Origin of the sequence: Streptomyces sp. NBC_00454 (genome assembly GCF_041434015.1) — a bacterium.
Taxonomy (GTDB): Bacteria; Actinomycetota; Actinomycetes; order Streptomycetales; family Streptomycetaceae; genus Streptomyces.
Map to the genome: position 1 here is coordinate 4,871,936 of NZ_CP107907.1, position 19,896 is coordinate 4,891,831.

21 protein-coding genes are annotated in these 19,896 nt (G+C 72.0%); 11 read left to right on the forward strand and 10 right to left on the reverse strand.

Annotated elements, in window-relative coordinates; translation table 11 throughout:
- The first annotated feature begins 207 nt into the window (after positions 1 to 207).
- Positions 208 to 702, forward strand: coding sequence for a hypothetical protein (locus OHU74_RS22680; protein ID WP_371619769.1), 495 nt, complete (start codon positions 208 to 210; stop codon positions 700 to 702).
- Here the strand turns inward: OHU74_RS22680 and OHU74_RS22685 are convergent.
- The 4 genes from OHU74_RS22685 to OHU74_RS22700 all read right to left on the reverse strand — a co-directional run bounded on the left by OHU74_RS22685 (position 683) and on the right by OHU74_RS22700 (position 3,388).
- Complete coding sequence (locus tag OHU74_RS22685; protein WP_371617577.1) at positions 683 to 1,291, reverse strand: nucleoside triphosphate pyrophosphatase; 609 nt, start codon at positions 1,289 to 1,291, stop codon at positions 683 to 685. The genes OHU74_RS22680 and OHU74_RS22685 overlap by 20 nt on opposite strands.
- A gap of 45 nt (positions 1,292 to 1,336) precedes the next feature.
- Positions 1,337 to 1,468, reverse strand: a complete 132-nt coding sequence (gene mmpB, locus OHU74_RS22690; RefSeq protein ID WP_099889787.1) for a morphogenic membrane protein MmpB — start codon at positions 1,466 to 1,468, stop codon at positions 1,337 to 1,339.
- Positions 1,469 to 1,557: 89 nt separating this feature from the next.
- Complete coding sequence (locus OHU74_RS22695) at positions 1,558 to 1,770, reverse strand: acyl-CoA carboxylase epsilon subunit (RefSeq protein WP_371619770.1); 213 nt, start codon at positions 1,768 to 1,770, stop codon at positions 1,558 to 1,560.
- 22 nt (positions 1,771 to 1,792) lie between these two features.
- Positions 1,793 to 3,388 carry an acyl-CoA carboxylase subunit beta gene (locus OHU74_RS22700; RefSeq protein WP_330298239.1) on the reverse strand — a complete coding sequence of 532 codons (1,596 nt, stop codon included), beginning with the start codon at positions 3,386 to 3,388 and terminating at the stop codon, positions 1,793 to 1,795.
- 320 nt (positions 3,389 to 3,708) lie between these two features.
- Here OHU74_RS22700 and OHU74_RS22705 point away from each other — a divergent pair, with 320 nt between their 5' ends.
- From OHU74_RS22705 to hutH, 5 genes are all read left to right on the forward strand, one after another.
- Positions 3,709 to 4,566, forward strand: coding sequence for a biotin--[acetyl-CoA-carboxylase] ligase (locus tag OHU74_RS22705; protein WP_371617578.1), 858 nt, complete (start codon positions 3,709 to 3,711; stop codon positions 4,564 to 4,566).
- Between the two features lie 145 nt (positions 4,567 to 4,711).
- Positions 4,712 to 5,908, forward strand: a complete 1,197-nt coding sequence (locus OHU74_RS22710; protein WP_371617579.1) for an adenylate/guanylate cyclase domain-containing protein — start codon at positions 4,712 to 4,714, stop codon at positions 5,906 to 5,908.
- A gap of 44 nt (positions 5,909 to 5,952) precedes the next feature.
- Positions 5,953 to 6,735 (forward strand): enoyl-CoA hydratase-related protein, encoded by a 783-nt coding sequence (locus OHU74_RS22715; RefSeq protein WP_330298241.1) that lies wholly within the window; start codon positions 5,953 to 5,955, stop codon positions 6,733 to 6,735.
- 108 nt (positions 6,736 to 6,843) lie between these two features.
- A complete protein-coding gene (locus OHU74_RS22720) occupies positions 6,844 to 7,962 on the forward strand; it encodes a diguanylate cyclase domain-containing protein (protein WP_371617580.1) in 1,119 nt (372 codons plus the stop codon).
- A gap of 159 nt (positions 7,963 to 8,121) precedes the next feature.
- Entirely contained in the window at positions 8,122 to 9,663 is a 1,542-nt protein-coding gene (gene hutH / locus OHU74_RS22725; RefSeq protein ID WP_371619771.1) for a histidine ammonia-lyase, read from the forward strand.
- A gap of 92 nt (positions 9,664 to 9,755) precedes the next feature.
- Here hutH and OHU74_RS22730 read toward each other — a convergent pair whose 3' ends face one another.
- The gene (locus OHU74_RS22730) at positions 9,756 to 10,139 is read right to left on the reverse strand and encodes a DUF2809 domain-containing protein (RefSeq protein ID WP_371617581.1); all 384 of its coding nucleotides are present in this window, start codon (positions 10,137 to 10,139) and stop codon (positions 9,756 to 9,758) included.
- A gap of 54 nt (positions 10,140 to 10,193) precedes the next feature.
- Entirely contained in the window at positions 10,194 to 10,514 is a 321-nt protein-coding gene (locus OHU74_RS22735; protein WP_371617582.1) for a hypothetical protein, read from the reverse strand.
- A gap of 208 nt (positions 10,515 to 10,722) precedes the next feature.
- Here OHU74_RS22735 and OHU74_RS22740 point away from each other — a divergent pair, with 208 nt between their 5' ends.
- The 3 genes from OHU74_RS22740 to OHU74_RS22750 all read left to right on the forward strand — a co-directional run bounded on the left by OHU74_RS22740 (position 10,723) and on the right by OHU74_RS22750 (position 13,520).
- On the forward strand, positions 10,723 to 11,007 hold the full coding sequence (locus OHU74_RS22740) for a hypothetical protein (RefSeq protein WP_330298245.1): 285 nt from the start codon (positions 10,723 to 10,725) through the stop codon (positions 11,005 to 11,007).
- Positions 11,008 to 11,119: 112 nt separating this feature from the next.
- Entirely contained in the window at positions 11,120 to 12,391 is a 1,272-nt protein-coding gene (locus tag OHU74_RS22745) for an Ig-like domain-containing protein (protein ID WP_371617583.1), read from the forward strand.
- 151 nt (positions 12,392 to 12,542) lie between these two features.
- A complete protein-coding gene (locus OHU74_RS22750) occupies positions 12,543 to 13,520 on the forward strand; it encodes a GNAT family N-acetyltransferase (RefSeq protein WP_371617584.1) in 978 nt (325 codons plus the stop codon).
- Between the two features lie 25 nt (positions 13,521 to 13,545).
- Here the strand turns inward: OHU74_RS22750 and OHU74_RS22755 are convergent, their stop codons facing one another.
- Positions 13,546 to 14,466: a helix-turn-helix transcriptional regulator gene (locus OHU74_RS22755; RefSeq protein WP_371617585.1), complete on the reverse strand. Its 921-nt coding sequence runs from the start codon at positions 14,464 to 14,466 to the stop codon at positions 13,546 to 13,548.
- A 167-nt stretch (positions 14,467 to 14,633) separates the two neighbouring features.
- On the opposite strand from OHU74_RS22755, the gene OHU74_RS22760 reads away from it, so the two are divergent.
- Together OHU74_RS22760 and OHU74_RS22765 are read left to right on the forward strand one after the other, a co-directional pair.
- Entirely contained in the window at positions 14,634 to 15,680 is a 1,047-nt protein-coding gene (locus OHU74_RS22760; RefSeq protein WP_371617586.1) for an NAD(P)-dependent alcohol dehydrogenase, read from the forward strand.
- 140 nt (positions 15,681 to 15,820) lie between these two features.
- A complete protein-coding gene (locus tag OHU74_RS22765; RefSeq protein ID WP_371617587.1) occupies positions 15,821 to 17,992 on the forward strand; it encodes a sulfatase-like hydrolase/transferase in 2,172 nt (723 codons plus the stop codon).
- A 45-nt stretch (positions 17,993 to 18,037) separates the two neighbouring features.
- Here the strand turns inward: OHU74_RS22765 and msrA are convergent, their stop codons facing one another.
- From msrA to OHU74_RS22780, 3 genes are all read right to left on the reverse strand, one after another.
- Positions 18,038 to 18,703, reverse strand: a complete 666-nt coding sequence (gene msrA / locus OHU74_RS22770; protein WP_371617588.1) for a peptide-methionine (S)-S-oxide reductase MsrA — start codon at positions 18,701 to 18,703, stop codon at positions 18,038 to 18,040.
- Between the two features lie 90 nt (positions 18,704 to 18,793).
- Positions 18,794 to 19,132, reverse strand: a complete 339-nt coding sequence (locus OHU74_RS22775) for a hypothetical protein (protein WP_371617589.1) — start codon at positions 19,130 to 19,132, stop codon at positions 18,794 to 18,796.
- Between the two features lie 207 nt (positions 19,133 to 19,339).
- Entirely contained in the window at positions 19,340 to 19,894 is a 555-nt protein-coding gene (locus OHU74_RS22780; RefSeq protein ID WP_371617590.1) for a hypothetical protein, read from the reverse strand.
- Between the last annotated feature and the right edge of the window lie 2 nt (positions 19,895 to 19,896).

The window sequence follows — 19,896 nt, forward strand, 5'->3', positions numbered from 1 at the left end:
CGGGTCCCTACGAATGACCTGGCAATTACCTGCCGAGTGCCGCGCGGGCACCGCCCGGCCCTCCCGCGGTAACGAAGGTGACGCGGCCCCTTGTCCCAAGGTTTACCCATTAGTAGCCTCCAGGCGTCGAACGGGCTTGTGGCTGTGGGGGATGGGGGCGTCGTGGCTGGTGCGGGTGGGGTGGTGCTGCGGAGATCCGTGGCCGGAATGACTGCGGTCGTCCTCGTCGTGGAAGCGGCGGTGCTCGTTTTCGTCCACATCGTCCTGGGACGGACCACCGAGAACCAGTCAATGTCCATAGCGGGCATGGATCCGGATGTCATGTCCAAGGCAACGTACGCACTGGGCGCCTGCATGGGCGGCTTCCTGCTGCTCTGCGCCGCCCTCCTGGCCGTCGCGGCGGTCCGCGACCGGGCCCCCGGCGCCTTCGCCCGCGTGGTCCTCGTGAGCGCCGCCGTCACCCACGGGGTGCTCGGCGCCCTCGTCGTCGGCCTGGTCGGCTGGACCGCCTTCGCGGTGATGATGCTGATCCTGTGCCTGCTCGTACTGAGCATGACCCTCTACGGGGCCAAGGGCGCGGCCGGCGCGGGCCCCGCCGGCGGGACCGGCGGGACGGACCGTGCGGCCGACGACGTGCAGGACACGCCGCCGGGTCCGCCGCTGCTCGGGGACTTCGGGGACTTCAAGCCCACAAGTCCGTGATGGACACGCCCAGTTCGGCCAGCAGCGAGCGCAGCAGCGGCATGGAGATCCCGATCACATTGCCGTGATCCCCGTCGATGCCCTCGATGAACGGCGCCGACAGCCCGTCCAGGGTGAACGCTCCGGCCACGTGCAGCGGTTCCCCGCTCGCCACGTACGCCGCCACCTCCGCGTCCGTCGGCTCGCCGAAGTGGACCGTCGTGGACGCCGTGGCCGAAACCTGACGCCCGGTCGCGGTGTCGATCACGCAGTGCCCGGTGCGCAGCACCCCGGCGCGCCCGCGCATCGACTTCCAGCGCGCCGTGGCCTCCTCGGCGTCCGCCGGCTTGCCCAGCGCCTCGCCGTCGAGCTCCAGCACGGAGTCGCAGCCGATCACCAGGGCCCCCGCGGCCTCGTCCAGGCCCGCCACGACGGCCGCCTTCGCCTCGGCCAGCGCGAGGGCCAGGGCGGCCGGCTCGTCGTGGTTCAGGGTGTCCTCGTCGAAGCCGCTGACGATCACGTGCGGGGCGAGCCCGGCCTGGCGCAGCAGGTTGAGCCGGGCGGGCGAGGCGGAGGCGAGGACGAGGGCGTGGCGGGTTTCGGCAGTCATGCCCGTCATCGTAGGGCGGGCCCAGGTCGTCTCCGAAAGGGATGCCTAGAAGCCCACGCCCAGTACGTACACCACCACGAGCATCGCGAGGACGACGACCACGGTCATCCGCCGGACCATCGCCTGCGCGTCGCGCATGTCCTTGGGCGGCTCGTTCTTCGGGTCTGACCAGAGCATGCTCCGATCCTGGCCCGGGGAACGGCAGTGGCGCCTGAGTACGGGTACTCAGGCGCCACCGTCCGTTCACGTCATCTTCACGCTTGGACTCAGCCCTGGCCGGGCCAGTACGTACGGCCCCACGCGCCCGGCCCCGGCTGCGGCAGCGTCCGCCGCGCCACCCGGCCCGGTGCCGCCCACGCGTCAGCCGGCCTGCGCGCGCCCGACGGCACCGATGCCAGTACCGCCGCGCGCGCTTGGACCACCGCCAGTGCGGCGGCCAGCTCCTCGGGGGTCGGGTTCCCCTTGACGACCTTGATCACCACAGGACTGCCCTCCTAGGGCCTAGAGGGGGATGTTGCCGTGCTTCTTCGGGGGCAGGGACTCCCGCTTGGTGCGCAGCTGCCGCAGCCCCTTCACCACGTGCGCCCGGGTCTCGGACGGCATGGTCACCGCGTCGATGTAACCGCGCTCGGCGGCCGTGTACGGGTTCAGCAGCGCGTCCTCGTACTCGGCGATGAGCCGCGCCCGCGTCTCCTCGGCGTTGCCGGCCTCCTCCGCTTCGGCGATCGCCCGGCGGTGCAGGATGTTCACCGCGCCCTGCGCGCCCATGACGGCGATCTGCGCGGTCGGCCAGGCGAGGTTCAGGTCGGCGCCCAGGTGCTTGGAGCCCATGACGTCGTAGGCGCCGCCGAAGGCCTTGCGGGTGATCACGGTGATCAGGGGGACGGTGGCCTCGGCGTACGCGTAGATCAGCTTGGCGCCGCGCCGGATGATTCCGTTGTACTCCTGGTCGGTGCCCGGCAGGAAGCCCGGTACGTCGACGAACGTCAGCACCGGGATGTTGAAGGCGTCGCAGGTCCGTACGAAGCGTGCGGCCTTCTCGGAGGCGTCGATGTCCAGGCAGCCGGCGAACTGCATCGGCTGGTTGGCGACCACGCCCACCGGGTGGCCCTCGACGCGGCCGAAGCCGGTGAGGATGTTCGGCGCGAACAGCGACTGCGTCTCCAGGAACTCCGCGTCGTCGAGCACGTGCTCGATCACGGTGTGCATGTCGTACGGCTGGTTGGCGCTGTCCGGGATCAGTACGTCGAGCTCGCGGTCGGAGTCGGTGACCTCGGTGTCGGCCTCCTCCGGGAACGCGGGGGGCTCGGAGAGGTTGTTCGAGGGCAGGTAGGAGAGGAGCGACTTCACGTACTCGATGGCGTCCTTCTCGTCACCCGCCATGTGGTGCGCCACGCCTGACGTGCTGTTGTGCGTGCGCGCCCCGCCCAGCTCCTCGAAGCCGACGTCCTCGCCGGTGACCGTCTTGATGACGTCCGGGCCGGTGATGAACATGTGCGAGGTCTGGTCGACCATCACCGTGAAGTCGGTGATGGCGGGGGAGTACACGGCTCCGCCGGCGCAGGGCCCGACGACCAGGCTGATCTGCGGGATCACGCCGGAGGCGTGCACGTTGCGGCGGAAGATCTCCCCGTACATGCCCAGCGCGCTGACACCCTCCTGGATGCGGGCGCCGCCGGAGTCGTTGATCCCGACCAGCGGGCAGCCGGTCTTCAGCGCGAAGTCCATGACCTTCATGATCTTCTGGCCGTAGACCTCGCCGAGGGCCCCGCCGAAGACGGTGAAGTCCTGGGAGAACACGGCGACGGGCCGCCCGTCGACGGTGCCGTAGCCGGTGACGACCCCGTCCCCGTAGGGCCGGGTCTTCTCCAGACCGAAGTTCGTCGAACGGTGCCGGGCGAACTCGTCGAGCTCGACGAAGGACCCCTCGTCCAGCAGCAGGGCCACCCGCTCACGCGCCGTCAGCTTCCCCTTGGCGTGCTGCTTCTCCACCGCCCGGCTGGACCCGGCGTGGGTGGCTTCCTCGATGCGGCGCTGCAGATCCGCGATCTTCCCCGCGGTGGTGTGCATGTCGATCGGCTCTGACGGTTGTGACATCGGGGTCGCGGCTCCCTGCGTGGTGTCAACTGCCTGGCAATTCACTGACTACTACTGGCTACTGGTGCGTAGCGTATCGGCGGGCATGGCGCTCGGCAGTGCGGCGTTTGACACACCTGATCTGGGTTGCCTGGTCTCGCCGCCCCCCTTAGGGGAGCGCTCCCGGGCGCGGTTCGGGGAGTGCTCACTCACCCGCGCGGGCGCACGCACCGGAACGGTCTGACGGCTCCGCGGCCCGTGCGTCGGTAGGGTGATCACGGAACGTGAATGACCGCTTCACCGGTCACAAGGCCGGGGCTGCCATACGACGGGGAATCCTGATGCCATCAGACGCTTCTGCCTCCGCGGGCCGCTGGTCGAGCCTTGACCGGCCGCCGCTGAACGCCGCCGCGCTGCGGCGCAGCCTCGTGACCGACGGAGGGCTGTGGACCTCGCTGGAGGTGGTGCCCGCCACCGGCTCCACCAACAGCGACCTCGCCGCGCAGGCCGGGAAACTGCCCGAGGGGGCCGTGCTCGTCGCCGAGGAGCAGACCGCCGGCCGGGGGCGGCTCGACCGGAGCTGGGTGGCGCCCGCGCGCTCGGGGCTGTTCTTCTCCGTACTGCTCAAGCCGGGGCCCCAGGTGCCGCAGGAGCGGTGGGGGTGGCTGACGCTGCTGGCCGGCGTGGCCACCGCGACCGGGCTCTCGCAGGCCGCCGGGGTGGACACCGGCCTCAAGTGGCCCAACGACCTGCTGGTCACCGTGGACGGCGAGGAGCGCAAGACCGGCGGGATCCTCGCCGAGCGGGTCGGCGACGGGGTCGTCGTCGGGATCGGGCTCAACGTGACGCTGACCGACGACGAGCTGCCCGTGGACACCGCCGGATCGCTGCTGCTCGCCAAGGCCTCCGTCACCGACCGGGACCCGCTGCTCAAGGCCGTACTGCGCTCGCTGGAGCAGTGGTACGAGCGCTGGCGCGCGGCCGGTGGGGATCCGGCGGCCAGCGGGCTGCAGGAGACCTACGCGGCGGGCTGCGCCACCCTCGGCAAGCACGTGCGCGCCGAGCTGCCCGGCGGGCGCACCCTCACCGGGACGGCCGAAGCGGTGGACGCGGACGGCAGGCTCGTCGTGCGGACGGCCGAGGGACGGCACGAGGCCGTGGGGGCCGGGGACGTCGTCCACCTGCGGTCGGTCCGATAGCCGGGCCGGGCGGTCCGGGCGGGTCGGCGGAGTAACGGAGTAGGGGAGTGAGCTACGGCACACCTGCCGTATGGTTTAGGCGATCCCGGTCCTCGCGGTGATCAACCGGTTCGGCAGTGCGCACGGAATGGACAGGAGGCGGCCCTTGACCGTCGACGACCCGCACTCCAGCGCGCCCGCCCCCGCCTCCGCGACCGCACCCGGAGCGGCGGCAGGCGGTGCGCCCGGCCAGGGCAGCCCCTCCACCCCGATCGGACGGGACCAGCACACTCCCCACCACGAGGTCGACCACACGGCGCAGCCGACGGCCGATCCGCTCGCCATCCGCCTGGAGCAGCTGATCCTGGGCGCCGAGCGCCGGTACACCCCCTTCCAGGCGGCCCGTAGCGCCGGGGTCTCGATGGAGCTCGCGTCCCGCTTCTGGCGGGCCATGGGCTTCGCGGACATCGGCCAGGCCAAGGCCCTGACGGAGGCGGACGTACTGGCGCTGCGGCGCCTGGCCGGCCTGGTCGAGGCCGGGCTGCTGTCCGAGCCGATGGCCGTGCAGGTGGCCCGTTCCACCGGGCAGACCACCGCCCGGCTGGCCGAATGGCAGATCGACTCCTTCCTGGAGGGGCTGACCGAGCCCCCGGAACCGGGGATGACCCGCACGGAGGTCACGTACCCGCTGGTCGAGCTGTTGCTGCCGGAGCTGGAGGAGTTCCTCGTCTACGTGTGGCGGCGCCAGCTGGCGGCCGCGACCGGGCGGGTCGTGCAGGTGGCGGACGACGAGGAGATGGTCGACCGGCGGCTCGCGGTGGGCTTCGCGGACCTGGTGGGCTTCACCCGCCTCACGCGCCGGCTGGAGGAGGAGGAACTCGGCGAGCTGGTCGAGTCCTTCGAGACCACCTCGGCGGACCTGGTGGCCGCACACGGCGGCCGGCTGATCAAGACCCTGGGCGACGAGGTGCTGTACTGCGCCGACGACGCGGCGACGGCGGCGGAGATCGCGCTGCGGCTGATCGAGACGATGGAAGCCGACCCGCAGATGCCGGAGCTGCGCGTGGGCATCGCGTTCGGGACCGTGACGACCCGGATGGGCGACGTCTTCGGGACCACGGTGAACCTGGCCTCGAGGCTGACCTCCATAGCCCCCAAGGACGCGGTCCTGGTGGACGGGGCGATGGCCGAGGAGCTCGGGCGTACGGGCGCGGCGCCGGTCTCGGAGAAGGAGGCCGAAGCCGAGGAGGGCGGCGGCTCGTACCGCTTCGCGCTCCAGCCGATGTGGCAGCGCCCGGTGCGCGGGCTGGGCGTCGTGGAGCCCTGGTCGCTGACGCGCAGGAAGCCTAAGATCCCGGCGTAACGTTCGTTAACCGGGAGGGCCGCCCTGTGTCTGAGTCTGCTGCTGTGTCCGAGTTCGTAGAGGTGCGCCGGCATGCGGACGGGGTCGCCGAGCTGGTCCTGGACCGGCCGAAGGCGATGAACGCGGTGTCCACGGACATGGCGCGGGCCATCGGCGCCGCGTGCGCCGCGCTCGCGGCGGACGCGTCGGTACGGGTGGTCGTGCTCTCCTCGGCGGCCGAGCGGGCCTTCTGTGTGGGCGCGGACCTCAAGGAGCGCAACTCCCTGTCGGACGCCGATCTGGTGCGCCAGCGGCCGACCACGCGGGGCGCGTACGGGGGTGTGCTGGAGCTGCCGATGCCGACGATCGCGGCGGTCCACGGTTTCGCCCTGGGCGGTGGCTTCGAGCTGGCGCTGGCCTGCGACGTCATCGTGGCCGACGAGACGGCCGTGGTGGGCCTGCCCGAGGTGTCGGTCGGCGTGATCCCGGGCGGCGGCGGTACGCAGCTGCTGCCGCGGCGGGTGGGCGCGGCCAGGGCCGCGGAGCTGATCTTCACGGCCCGCCGGGTGGAGGCCGCCGAGGCGCTCGCCCTGGGGCTGGTGGACCAGGTGGTCGCGGCGGGCTCGGTGCGCGAGGCGGCGCTGGAGCTGGCCGGGCGGATGGCGGCGAACTCCCCGGTCGGGCTGCGGGCCGCCAAGCGGGCGCTGCGTCTGGGGCACGGGATGGACCTGACGGCCGGGCTGGAGATCGAGGACGCGGCGTGGCGCGCGGTGGCCTTCTCCGGGGACCGGGCGGAGGGCGTGGCCGCGTTCAACGAGAAGCGGAAGCCGGCCTGGCCGGGGGTGTGATCCCACTCGGTCGCCCCCCCCCTGGTACCGGTCACCGCCCGTGATCTTGGCGGCACCGAATGTCGTGCCAATTGTCACTAAATCGGACAAACCCCCTAACCTGGGGTGATGGGTGTTGATGGACGGCTGCGAGCCGTCGTGGGCCTCGCGCAGGCCATGGCGGCGGCGTGCGCGCCGCGGGACAGTGTGCGGGCCGCGGCGCGGGGCGCGAGGCTGGCGATGGACGGCTCGTTCGCCGCGATCTCGGCGTGGGAGCGCGAGCGGGGACGCCTGCGCGTCCTCGTGAATGAGGGCGAACGCCGGGCGGGGGAGGAGGAGTTCCCCGAGGACGAGTCGTACCCCGTCCACGACTTCCCCGAGATCACCGAATTCCTGCACGAACGCTGGGCCGGCGGCGGCGGCCCCCACGCCTGGGTGGAGAGCGCCGTCGGCGACCGGCCCGGGAGCCGCGGCCAGGCGCTGCGCCGGCGCGGCCGCGGGACCTGCGTGGTCGCGCCCATCGTGCTGAGCGGACGAGCCTGGGGGGAGCTGTACGTCGCGCGGGACGAGGGGCTGCCCGACTTCGACGAGGAGGACGCGGAGTTCGCGACCGTCCTCGCGGCCGTGGTCGCGGCCGGGCTCGCGCAGAACGACCGGCTGGAGGAGGCCCGGCGGCTCGCCTTCACCGATCCGCTGACCGGGCTGGCCAACCGGCGGGCCGTGGACATGCGGCTCGACGAGGCGCTGGAGGAGCACCGCCGGAGCGGGGGGCAGACCGTGGTCAGCCTGGTCGTCTGTGACCTGAACGGCCTCAAGAAGGTCAACGACACCCTCGGCCACGCCATGGGCGACCGGCTGCTGGAACGATTCGGCTCGGTCCTCAGCCGGTGCGGCGCGATGCTCCCGGGCGCGCTGGTCGCCCGGCTGGGCGGAGACGAATTCTGCCTGGTCAGCGTGGGCCCCTCGGCGGACGAGGTGGTGCGGGTCACCGAGGAGGTGTGCCTGCGGGCCGCCGAGCTGGAGCTGGGCGAGGGGGTCGCGTGCGGGGTCGCCTCCACCGGGGACCCGATCGGCCCCGTCAAGTCCTCGCGGCGGCTCTTCCGGCTGGCGGACGCGGCCCAGTACAAGGCGAAGGCGGCGCGCTCGCCGAAGCCGGTGGTGGCGGGCCGGGACACGGCCGTCGTCCGACTGGCCGACGCGGCCCCGCAGGACCCTGCCGAACGCCGCCGGTTCCGGGGGCGGGCGTAGCCGTTCCCGGCGGGTGCGCGGGGTCGTTTCCGCGGCGGGGCGGGTGCCCGCCGGACGGAGTCCGGCGCAGCGGCGCGAGGCCCGCGCAGCGGTGCGAGCGCCGCATCAAGGAGAGGGGTGACATGAAGGGATTCAGTCCGTAGGGTGCTGAATATGGATATGCACACCGTCGTAGTGGGAACCTCCGGGACCACCGCCGAGGACGTCATCGCCGTCGCTCGGGGCAACGCCCGCGTCGAGCTTTCCGCCGAAGCCGTCGAAGCCCTCGGCCGCGCCCGCGGGATCGTGGACGCCCTCGCCGCCAAGCCCGAACCCGTCTACGGGGTGTCCACCGGGTTCGGGGCGCTCGCCTCCCGGCACATCAGCCCCGAACTGCGCGCGCAGCTCCAGCGCAACATCGTCCGCTCGCACGCCGCCGGCATGGGCCCGCGCGTCGAGCGGGAGGTCGTGCGCGCGCTGATGTTCCTGCGGCTCAAGACCGTCGCCTCCGGGCACACCGGCGTCCGGCCGTCCGTCGCCCAGACCATGGCCGACGTACTGAACGCCGGGATCACCCCGGTCGTCCACGAGTACGGGTCCCTGGGCTGCTCCGGCGACCTCGCCCCGCTCTCGCACTGCGCGCTGGCCCTGATGGGCGAGGGCGACGCCGAAGGCCCCGACGGGACCGTCCGGCCGGCCGGCGAGCTGCTCGCCGAAGCCGGGATCGAGCCCGTGGAGCTGCGCGAGAAGGAGGGCCTCGCCCTCCTCAACGGCACCGACGGCATGCTCGGCATGCTGGTCATGGCCCTCGCCGACCTCGGCAAGCTGTACACCTCCGCCGACATCACCGCCGCGCTGACCATGGAGGCGCTGCTCGGCACGGACAAGGTGCTCCAGCCCGAGCTGCACGCCATCCGCCCGCACCCCGGCCAGGGCGCCTCCGCCGCCAACATGGCCGCCGTCCTCAAGGGCTCCGGGCTCATCGGGCACTTCCAGGAGGAGTCCGCCCCGCGCGTCCAGGACGCCTACTCCGTGCGCTGCGCCCCGCAGGTGGCCGGCGCGGGCCGCGACACCATGGCGCACGCCGCCCTGGTCGCCTCCCGCGAGCTGGCCGCCGCCGTGGACAACCCGGTGGTCCTGCCCGACGGCCGCGTGGAGTCGAACGGCAACTTCCACGGCGCCCCGGTCGCGTACGTCCTGGACTTCCTGGCCATCGCCGCCGCCGACCTCGGCTCCATCGCCGAGCGCCGCACCGACCGCCTCCTCGACAAGAACCGCAGCCACGGCCTGCCGCCCTTCCTCGCGGACGACGCCGGCGTGGACTCCGGGCTCATGATCGCCCAGTACACGCAGGCCGCCCTGGTCAGCGAGATGAAGCGGCTCGCGGTCCCGGCCTCCGCCGACTCGATCCCCTCCTCCGCCATGCAGGAGGACCACGTCTCCATGGGGTGGTCGGCCGCGCGCAAGCTCCGTACCGCCGTCGACAACCTGACCCGGATCATCGCGATCGAGATGTACGCGGCCACCCGCGCCATCGAGCTGCGCCACGGGCTCACCGCGGCTCCGGCCAGCCTGGCCGCCATCGCGGCGGCGCGCGCGGCGGGCGTGGAGGGTCCCGGACCGGACCGCTTCCTCGCCCCCGACCTGGCGGCCTCGGACGCGTTCGTCCGTTCGGGCGGCCTGGTGGACGCCGTGGAGTCCGTGACGGGCCCCCTGGCCTGATCCACGCGGAACGCTCGAGGAAACGGGCCGTGCCCGGGGTCGGGACCCCGGGCACGGCCCGTTCCCGTACGCGGGCGGGTGCGTACGTACACCTACGCGCGGGCTCGGGCCGCCCCGTCGCCGAAGTGGCGCCGGGCCCGCCGCAGCGCGGTGTGGACGAGCCAGCCCGCTCCGGCGCCGACCGCGTACCAGAGCAGGTCGGGCGCGTTGAAGGTGGAACCGAGCACGAGACGGGCGAGCGCGCTGCGCCGCGAGAGCTCTGCCGGCACCGGGCCGAGCTGGAGGAATTCGACCGCCCAGCTGGCGGCCAGTGCGATCGCGGCGGCCCTGGCGGGCGACACCCGCGGGGCGGCCGCGACGACGAGGGCGAGGAGCAGGACGGTGTACAGCGCGTCACCGCCGTACTTGGCCACGTCCCCGGCCGCCACGGCCCTGAGCCCCAGCCCCGCGCCGACGGTCAGCCCGGCGGCCGCCACCGCCGCCGTACGGGTGCCTGCCCGCCCGGTGGCCGTGCGTTCGGAAGAGATGGCCTAGGCCGTGCGCGAGCGGCGCACCGAGTAGGTCACGAAGCCGGCCCCGAGGCCCAGGCAGAGCGTGCCGCCCAGCAGGTACGGGGTGGTGTCGACGCTGCCCGTGTCGGCGAGCGCGAGGGAGGCCTCCGCGGTCGAGAGCGTCGAGACCGTGGAGATCGTGGAGACGGACCCGGCCTGGACCTGCGCACCGACCGCGGCATGGGTCCCTGCGTTGCCCGCGTGCCCCGGTGCGGTGGCATTGGCCGAGGGGACGAACCAGAGGGCGGCGAGGAGGGTGGTCGCCCCGAGGGCGGTGAGCGTCGATCGTCGTGCGGACACGGTGCGATCCCCCTTGTGGCAGCAGCGAATTGGCCGTGTGGACTGATGCTACATCCGTCCTCCACCGGAGTTCGGTCCGGCGGAGAAGGCCCCGTGGGGTACGGGCGGGTCGGGGGAAACCCGGGGCTGCGCCGGGATTACTCTCCGTCGTATGAACTCTTCTGAGACATCACGATTCGTACGACTTCGGGTTGATTTGGTACTGGAGGTGCCGGACGTCGAGGCGTTGACCGGGGCCGCCCTCGCGCACATCAAGGCCGACGAGTTCATGCCGGACGAGGAGCGCGGCCACGCGGAGGCGGCGGTCCGGGAGGACGAATCGGAGGCTCTGGCCTACCTGGTGGACCCGACCGACCTGGTCGCGGACATCCCCGGGATCGAGCTGGCGCAGGCCTCCTGGAGCAGCGAGCCCGTCGAATACGACCCCGAGTCCATGGAGTGGGACATCGACGAGGAAGATGGAGGCCTCGACGAAGAGGCTGACAACGCCTGACGGTGGGGTTGACCACATTCGAATGGAATGTGGATCCGATCCGGGGTGTTCGTGCGTTGTCAGGAAGGAGGCAGGGGGGTCACTCCCCCCTGTCCGGGGAGTTCCTGCAACGATGGAGTGGCGTGTGAGGACGGACAGCAAGCGTCGGAGAAGGTCCCTGGTGGCCGTATCCGCCGTACTCGGTGGCGTACTGGTGCTCGCGGGATGCAATGACGCGGGCAGCGGGGACGCGCCGAAGGCGAACGGGGAGGCATCGGCCAAGGCCGATGTCGACGCCGCGGCGGCCAAGGACACCTCCAAGGCCCGAATAACCATCACTCCCAAGGACGGCGCCACCAACGTCGGCCTGAACGACGCGGCCAACGTCTCCGTGGCCGACGGCACGCTCACCACCGTCGAGCTGAAGAGCTCCGAGGGCACCGTGGTCGCGGGCAAGATAGCCGCCGACGGCAAGAGCTGGAAGCCGGACGGCGCGCTGAAGCGCTCGACCAAGTACGCGCTGTCGGCCGCCGCGAAGGACGAGGCGGGCCGCGAGGCGCACGAGAACGCCTCCTTCACGACGATTTCCCCGGAGAACAGCTTCGTCGGCTCGTTCATCCCGGACGAGGGCCAGACCGTCGGCGTGGGCATGCCGGTCTCGATCACCTTCAACAAGCCCATCAAGGACAAGAAGGCCGTCCAGTCGGGCATCACGGTCACCTCCAGCAGTGGCCAGGAGGTCGTGGGCCACTGGTTCAGCACGCAGCGGCTGGACTTCCGCCCGGACAAGTACTGGACGGCGAACTCCACCGTCACGCTGAAGCTGGCGCTGGAGGGGGTCCAGGGCGCTCCCGGCGTCCAGGGCGTGCAGAACAAGACGGTCACCTTCAAGATCGGCCGGAGCCAGGTCTCCACGGTCGACGCGAAGACGAAGAAGATGACGGTCGTACGGGACGGCGAGGTCGTCAAGACCATCCCGATCTCGGCGGGCTCCCCGGCGAACCCGACGTACAACGGTCAGATGGTGATCTCCGAGAAGTTCAAGGAGACCCGGATGAACGGTGCCACCGTCGGCTTCACGGACGACGACGGCAAGGGCGAGTACGACATCAAGGACGTGCCGCACGCGATGCGCCTGTCGAACTCCGGCACCTTCGTGCACGGCAACTACTGGGGCTCGGACTCGATCTTCGGCAGCGTCAACACCAGCCACGGCTGTGTCGGCCTGAACGACGCCAAGGGCGCGAACGACCCGGACCAGCCCGCGGCCTGGTTCTTCGACAACTCCCTCATCGGAGACGTCGTCACGGTCGTCAACTCCCCGGACAAGACGATCAAGCCGGACAACGGCCTCAACGGCTGGAACATGAGCTGGGCGGACTGGAAGGCCGGCTCGGCCGTCTGACGCGCCAGTAGCAGGACCCGGCCCCGCGACGAACGGCGGGGAGCCCCGGCCAGGGGGCTCCCCGCCGTTCGCGTTCCCCCGGCCCGACCCGTCTCCCGGCTTCGCGGGAAAGGGCGGTGCGGGGCGGCGGTGGCCGGTTTAGGGTCCGACGATGACGAAGATCATCGAGCTCTCCGTACCCCCGACCGACCTCGAGGTGGACCACTGGTGGGCGGCCTTGACCGCCGCCCGGACGGCCGACCTGCCGCAGCTGCCGGCGCCGTCCCGCGGGGAGGTGGCCGGCCGGCTGCGGGTGCCGCCGGCGCGCGGGCGGGCCGTGCACTGGGCCTCGGAGGAGGCGATCGCCTCCCTGCTCCTGTTCGAGGACGGGAGCAACGAGCACACCGCGCACCTGGACCTGCTGACCGTACGGCCGGACGCGCGCCGGCGGGGCGCGGGCGCGGCCCTGTGGCAGCGGATCCGGGCGGAGCTGCTCGCACAGGGCCGGACCTCGGTGTCGGTGGAAGTGGACCTGGGCGGTCCGGGCGAGGCGTTCGCGCGGGCGCTGGGCTTCGAGAACGTGCTGCCGATGGCCTGGTACGTCCAGGACGTACGGGAGGCACGCGCCCGCTTCGGGGCCGGGGCCCCCGCTTCGACGCCCACCCCGCCCGGCTACGAGCTGCTGTGCTGGCCCGGCCTGGTCCCCGATGCCTGGGCCGAGGCGGCTGCCGTGGCCCACGGAGCCATGGAGGACGCCCCGAGCGGGGACCTCGACCAGCGGGTCCAGACCTGGACGGCGGAGCGCCTGCACGCGTCCCAGCGGCTGATCCTGGCCCGGGGCGGCGCGCTGACCACGGTCGCCGCGATCACCCCGGAGGGCGAGGTGGCGGCGTACACGGAGCTGGTCCTGCCGGACCCGGCCGGCCCGCGCGCCCTCCAGTACGACACGGTGGTCGCCCCCGCCCACCGCGGCCACGGCCTGGGCCGCGCGGTCAAGCTCCGCATGCTCGCGCAGACGGCCGACCACCACCCGGCGCTGCGCCACATCGCCACCTCGGTGGCGGACGACAACGCCCCGATGCTCGGCGTCAACACCGCCCTCGGCTACCGGCGCGAGCGCGGGCTGGGCTACTTCCAGCTGACGCTCTAGCCCGCGCTCCGGCGCAGGCTCCAGCTCACGCCCTGGCCGTCCCCGGAGGAGCGGCGGGGGCGGACGGGGCGGCCGGGGCCGGGGAGGCCTGTGTGGCCGGGGAGGCCGACCAGGACGACAGCAGGCGCAGGGCGTCGGCCGAGGGGGAGCCGGGGGGTGCGTGGTAGGTGACCAGGAACATCGCCGGGTCGCCCGGGAGGGCCAGGGTCTCGAAGGAGAGGCTGAGCGCCCCCACCAGCGGATGCCGCAGCTGCTTCACACCGTGGATCTTGTTGTCCGCCACCGTGTGGGCCGCCCACAGCCGCCGGAACTCCTCGTTCTTCACCGACAGCTCGCCCACCAGCGCCGTCAGCCGTTCGTCGTCGGGGAACTGGCCCGCGTACACGCGCAGGTTGCTCACCACCTCGCAGGCCCGGCACTCCCAGTCCGCGTACAGATCGGCCGTCGCCGGGTCCAGGAACACCAGCCGCACGAGGTTGCGCTCCTGCGCCGGCAGCGCGCCGAAATCGCCGAAGACCGCCGCCGCCAGCCGGTTCCAGCCGATGACGTCCTGCCGCCGCCCGACCAGGTACGCGGGCACCCCGTCCATCGCGTCCAGCAGGGTCCGCAGCTCCGGCCGCACCTGCTGCGCGCGCTGGGCCTGGCGGCGCTTGCGGGGCTGCGGGCCGGCCAGGTGGCTCAGGTGCTCGCGCTCCGTGCCGTCCAGGCGCAGCGCCCGCGCGATGGCGTCGAGGACCTCCGCGGACACGTTCTGCCCGTGGCCCTGTTCCATCCGCGTGTAGTACGCCACCGAGACCCCCGCCAGCTGCGCCAGCTCCTCGCGGCGCAGCCCGGGGACCCGGCGGTGGCGCCCGTAGTCGGGCAGGCCCACGTCCTCGGGGCGGAGCCGGGCACGACGGGAGCGCAGGAATTCGCCGAGTTCGGCACGTTGGTCAAGCTGGTCCATTACCCCAGTATTACCGCGCGCGGGTGCAGGCCGGGGGGCTGTGCCTGACCCCGCCAGTACTAGGTTCGCCAGTCCTAGGCAGGACAGGGGGATGGGCAGGCACGGAGCGGCCGGGCAGGCTGGTGCCACCGAAAGAACAGCATCACCGCTTTACGAGGAGCCCCACCGTGTCCGTCACCCAGGTCGCCGCCTACGCCGCCCCCGCGCCCAAGGCCCCGCTGGAGCGCACCACCGTCCCGCGCCGCCCGGTCGGCGCGCACGACGTACTCATCGACATCAAGTTCGCCGGCATCTGCCACTCCGACATCCACCAGGTCACCGACGGCTGGGGCGAGGGCATCTACCCCATGGTCCCTGGCCACGAGATCGCCGGTGTGGTCACCGAAGTCGGCGCGGACGTCACCAAGTTCGCCGTCGGCGACCGGGTGGGCGTCGGCTGCTTCGTGGACTCCTGCCGCGAGTGCGAGCAGTGCCTCGCGGGCCAGGAGCAGTTCTGCGCCAAGGGCATGACCGGCACGTACAACGCCCTCGACAAGAACGGCGAGCCCACGTACGGCGGTTACTCCACCCACGTGGTCGTGGACGAGAACTACACCGTCCGCATCCCCGAGGGCCTCCCCCTCGACGTCGCCGCCCCGCTGCTGTGCGCCGGCATCACCCTCTACTCCCCGCTCAAGCACTGGAAGGCCGGCCCCGGCAAGAAGGTCGCGATCGTCGGTCTCGGCGGCCTCGGCCACATGGGCGTCAAGATCGCCCACGCGCTCGGCGCCGAGGTCACCGTCCTCTCGCAGACCCTGCGCAAGAAGGAGGACGGCCTCAAGCTGGGCGCCGACCACTTCCACGCGACGAACGACAAGGCCACCTTCGAGGAGCTGGCCGGCCGCTTCGACCTGATCGTGTCCACGGTCTCGGCGCCGATCGCCCTCGACTCCTACCTGGGCCTGCTGAAGGTGGACGGCGCCCTGGTGAACGTCGGCGCCCCGGAGGAGCCGGTCTCGCTGAACCTGTTCTCCGTCATCGGCGGCCGCAAGACCCTGGCCGGCTCGATGATCGGCGGGATCGCCGAGACCCAGGAGATGCTCGACTTCTGCGCGGAGCACGGCCTGGGCTCCGACATCGAGGTGATCCGCGCGGAGGAGGTCAACGAGGCCTACGAGCGGGTGCAGGCGGGCGACGTCCGCTACCGCTTCGTCATCGACACCTCGACGATCTGACCACACGCGGGCGGGGCGGGTGGGTCCGGTAGTCGGTGTCACATGTTCTTCACGCCACGTGCATGGCCCTGGCCGTGCCCGGTTGTGGATGATCTACCCACCGCACCGGTCAACCACCCGCACCAGTCCAGGAGTTCGCCATGCCCAGCCGCCGCCATTTCCTCGCCGGATCGGCGGCGGCCGCCGTCGGCCTCGCGGCCCTTCCCCAACTGGCCCCGCTCGCGGCGGCGTCCGCCGACGGGACCGGGGTGCTGCCCCACCTCGTGGTGATCCTGGCCGACGACCTGGGCTACGGCGAGCTCGGCGCGTACGGCCAGAAGCTGATCACCACCCCGCGCATCGACCAACTCGCCGCCGAGGGGCTCCGGTTCACCGACGCCTACTCCGCAGCCGCCGTCTGCGCACCCTCGCGCGCCGCGCTGCTGACCGGCCTGCACACCGGCCACGCCGCCGTCCGCGCCAACCCCTCCAGCGGCGGCCAGGGCAGCCTCGGCGCCGGCGACACCACCTTCGCGGAGGTGCTGCGGGCGCGCGGCTACCGTACGGGCCTGTTCGGCAAGTGGGGCTTCGGCCCCGAACTCGGGGACCAGCCCAGCCACCCGGGCGCGCGCGGCTTCGAGGAGTTCTACGGCTACATCGACCACACCCACGCCCACGAGTACTACCCGGCCTACCTGTGGCACAACGGCGCCAAGGAGACCGTCCCGACGGGCACCTTCGCCCCCGCCGTGATCGCCGACCGCGCCCTCGACTTCATCGACACCCATGCGGCCGGCCCGGACCCCTTCCTCCTCTTCCTGGCCCCGAACCTGCCGCACGCGCCCAGCGACATCCCCGACGTCGGCCCGTACGCCTCGCAGTCGTGGACGCAGGCGAACAAGGCGCACGCGGCGCAGGTGAGCCTCGTCGACCAGCAGGTCGGCGCGGTGGTGGACCGGCTGCGGGCGCGGGGGATCGCGGACCGCACCGTCGTCCTGATCGCCTCGGACAACGGCCCGCACGAGGAGGGCGGGGTGAACCCCGACCTCTTCGACGCCAACGGCCCGCTGCGCGGCTACAAGCGCAACCTGTACGAGGGCGGCGTGCGCATCCCCCTGATCGCCTGGGCCCCGGGCCGGATCGCCGCGGGCACCACCAGCGCCCGCCCCACCCCGCTCTACGACGTCCTGCCCACCCTCGCCGAACTGGCGGGAGCCCCCGCCCCCTCGGACATCGACGGCCTCTCCGCCGCCCCGGTCCTGAACGGCTCGGCCGCCCTCGCACCCCTCCACGGCCACCTGTACTGGTACCGGGACGAGCAGGGCGTCACCAGCCGGGCCAACACGCAGGACGGCGGCAGGGCGACGCGGATCGCCGAGGCGATCCGCAAGGACCAGTGGAAGGCCGTACGGTTCGCCCCGGCGCGGGACCGCACGGCGGCCGACTCCCAGTGGGCCTTCGAGCTCTACAACCTGACGACCGACCTCGGGGAACAGCACGACGTGGCGGCGAAGAACCCGTCGGTGGTCGCGTCCCTGACGGCCCTGCTCCGGGCGTCCTGGTCGGACACGTACCCGCGGCGCGCCTGGGGCCTGACGGCGGTGACGGACGCGACGGCCCTGACCGTCACGACGCGGCTGTCGAACGGCACGAGCCGCCCGTGGCCGGACGCCCGCGTCGCCCTGCGCGTCCCGGCGGGCTGGACGGCCACCCCGGCGGGCCCGGCGGCGACGGACTCCCTGGCCCCGGGCGCCGAGCTGGCCACCATCTGGAACCTGACGGCCCCGCCGTCCGCCGCCGAGACCCTGTTCACGGCGGACTCGACCACCTCCGACTTCCGCTTCACGGCAGCCACCCGGTTCGTCCCGCTGCCGGCGCCGCCCACCCGCGACAGCTACCTGAGCGACCTCCCGTGGGTCTCGGCGGCCAACGGCTGGGGCCCGGTCGAGCTGGACCGCTCCAACGGCAAGAAGCCGGCGGGCGACGGCACCCCGATCTCCTTCGGCGGGACCACGTACGCCAAGGGCCTCGGCGTGCACGCCCCCTCGGAGATCGTCTACCATCTGGGAGGCCGCGCGGACCGCTTCACCGCCCTGGTCGGCATCGACGACTTCTCGACGAAGCAGTCCTCGGCCGGCGCGACCCGCGCGATCGTCCGCGGCGACGGCCGCACGCTGTTCACGTCACCCACGTTGAAGGGCGCCACGGGTCCGGTCCCGGTCGACATCGACGTACGCGGCATCCGCCTCCTCCACCTGGTGGTGGAGGACGCGAACGCGAACTCCTCCTTCGACCACACCTCATGGGCGTCGGCCCGGGTAACGGTGATCTGAGGACCCCGCCCCCCGGGACCCCGCCCCCGGGGCGCGGCCCTCAGCTCAGCCGTCGGCGCGGGCCACACCGATCGGGCAGGAGACGCCCGTGCCGCCGATGCCGCAGTAGCCGCCGGGGTTCTTGTCGAGGTACTGCTGGTGATGAGCCTCGGCAGGCCAGAAGGGGCGCTCCGACGCCGGGAGGACCGCCGTGGTGATCTGGCCGTAGCCGGAGGAGGTCAGGACGCGCTGGTAGGCCTCGCGGGAGGCTTCGGCGACGGCCTGGTCGGCGGGGGAGTGGGTGTAGACCGCCGAGCGGTACTGGGTGCCGACGTCGTTGCCCTGGCGGAAGCCCTGGGTGGGGTCGTGGGACTCCCAGAACAGCTTCAGCAGGGCCTCGTAGGAGACCAGGGAGGGGTCGAAGACGACCCGCACGACCTCGGTGTGGCCCGTGCCGCCGGAGCAGACCTCCTCGTAGGTCGGGTTCTCGGTGAAACCGCCCTGGTAGCCGGCCAGGGTGGTCCACACCCCCGGGGTCTGCCAGAACTTCCGCTCGGCCCCCCAGAAACAGCCGAGACCGAAGTCGGCGACCTGGAGATGGGCGGGATAGGGGCCCTCGAGGGGGTTGCCGAGCACCGTGTGGACGGCGGGCAGCCCGAAGAGCGGCTCGGCGCGACCGGAGATCGCTTCCTCGCGGGTGGGGAGCTCGGGCGTGCGACGGTACGAGAACATGGATTCCCTCCTTGTGGTCTACCGGTAACGGCGAACGACGGGCCGGGATTCCCCGACCCGCCGCTCTCCGTAACCGTTCGCCGTCGTCCGTCACGGCTTGCGCGTCACCTGGCGCACGCTGTAGTCGCGGGTCTTCAGGAAGACGGCCTTGGGCCGGCGGTGGTAGAGCCACGGCTCGATGCCGCAGTACCCGTCGATGTGACGGAACTGCTCGACGGTCTCCTCGTACCGGTCCTGCCAATAGAGCACCCACGCGAGCATGTGCCGCAGACGGACGGCGCGCCGGTCGGCGGGGTCGGCGGCCGCCGCCACGTCGGCGAGGGCAGCCGTCGCGGCCGCGACGATCTCCGGCTGCTTGTAGTAGACCTCGGGCTCCAGGTCGGCCTCGCGGTTCTCGCGCTCGAAGTACGCGCGCAGTGAAGCGCCCATATGGACAGATCCCCCCACGGGATGAATGCGAAGCGATATTGCTTACGCGAACCTTATGGGAGCGGTCGGGGGTGGGGGCGGAGTCGGGTTGAGGGGCGAGATGCGGCAGGGGCCGGGTGGAAGGCCACGCGCCGCATCTCGCCCGACCGCCCCAACGGGTCGAGGCCCCGTCCGGAGCGGACGGGGCCTCGACTCTGACACTTTGAACTACACCTGATCCAGCTCTGCGAGCGAAGTGGCGATCAGGTCACTCAGTTCGGTCAAGTCGTCGGACTTCCTTGCCGATTGGAGTGCAAATTTGGCCGCCAACCTCGCATCGGGATCATTCAATCCGCAAATCAGGAGGAGATCGATTGCCGAACTCCTGCAGTCGATGTTCTTGGACATCTCCAAGATCTCGCAATAAGCAGGAAATCCGAGGAGGACGCCCTTCAGGCATTCCCTGGCGATCCCTCCCGCCTGTGGTTGGAGTTGCTTATGTCCTTCCGAGGCGATGACCGCCAACGTTTCTAGAGCTCTGGCCAGGGTGTGGCCATCGAAGCTGTAAATACCGTGGACAAGGCATCGAGCTGCTGCAGCGGAAGACTCCGACAGGGTTCCCGGCGACACGCTCTCGTCCTCGATCCGCTGAACCGCCAGATCCACGTCATCGTCCGATGCTGCTTCACACAGGTCGATGAGCGCGGCCCGCAGGACCAGTGAATCTTCAGCCCAAAGGCTCCGCAGCGAACTCCAGTCATGCCTGTCGATCTCAATCTTCATGC

Bases quoted from the DNA above. Each gene is read 5' to 3' on its own strand.
- OHU74_RS22680 (WP_371619769.1), top strand. From the start codon at position 208: ATGACTGCGGTCGTCCTCGTCGTGGAAGCGGCGGTGCTCGTTTTCGTC.
- OHU74_RS22685 (WP_371617577.1), bottom strand. From the start codon at position 1,291: ATGACTGCCGAAACCCGCCACGCCCTCGTCCTCGCCTCCGCCTCGCCC.
- mmpB (WP_099889787.1), bottom strand. From the start codon at position 1,468: ATGCTCTGGTCAGACCCGAAGAACGAGCCGCCCAAGGACATGCGCGAC.
- OHU74_RS22700 (WP_330298239.1), bottom strand. From the start codon at position 3,388: ATGTCACAACCGTCAGAGCCGATCGACATGCACACCACCGCGGGGAAG.
- OHU74_RS22705 (WP_371617578.1), top strand. From the start codon at position 3,709: ATGCCATCAGACGCTTCTGCCTCCGCGGGCCGCTGGTCGAGCCTTGAC.
- OHU74_RS22720 (WP_371617580.1), top strand. From the start codon at position 6,844: ATGGGTGTTGATGGACGGCTGCGAGCCGTCGTGGGCCTCGCGCAGGCC.
- hutH (WP_371619771.1), top strand. From the start codon at position 8,122: ATGCACACCGTCGTAGTGGGAACCTCCGGGACCACCGCCGAGGACGTC.
- OHU74_RS22745 (WP_371617583.1), top strand. From the start codon at position 11,120: ATGGAGTGGCGTGTGAGGACGGACAGCAAGCGTCGGAGAAGGTCCCTG.
- OHU74_RS22750 (WP_371617584.1), top strand. From the start codon at position 12,543: ATGACGAAGATCATCGAGCTCTCCGTACCCCCGACCGACCTCGAGGTG.
- OHU74_RS22755 (WP_371617585.1), bottom strand. From the start codon at position 14,466: ATGGACCAGCTTGACCAACGTGCCGAACTCGGCGAATTCCTGCGCTCC.
- OHU74_RS22765 (WP_371617587.1), top strand. From the start codon at position 15,821: ATGCCCAGCCGCCGCCATTTCCTCGCCGGATCGGCGGCGGCCGCCGTC.
- msrA (WP_371617588.1), bottom strand. From the start codon at position 18,703: ATGTTCTCGTACCGTCGCACGCCCGAGCTCCCCACCCGCGAGGAAGCG.
- OHU74_RS22775 (WP_371617589.1), bottom strand. From the start codon at position 19,132: ATGGGCGCTTCACTGCGCGCGTACTTCGAGCGCGAGAACCGCGAGGCC.
- OHU74_RS22780 (WP_371617590.1), bottom strand. From the start codon at position 19,894: ATGAAGATTGAGATCGACAGGCATGACTGGAGTTCGCTGCGGAGCCTT.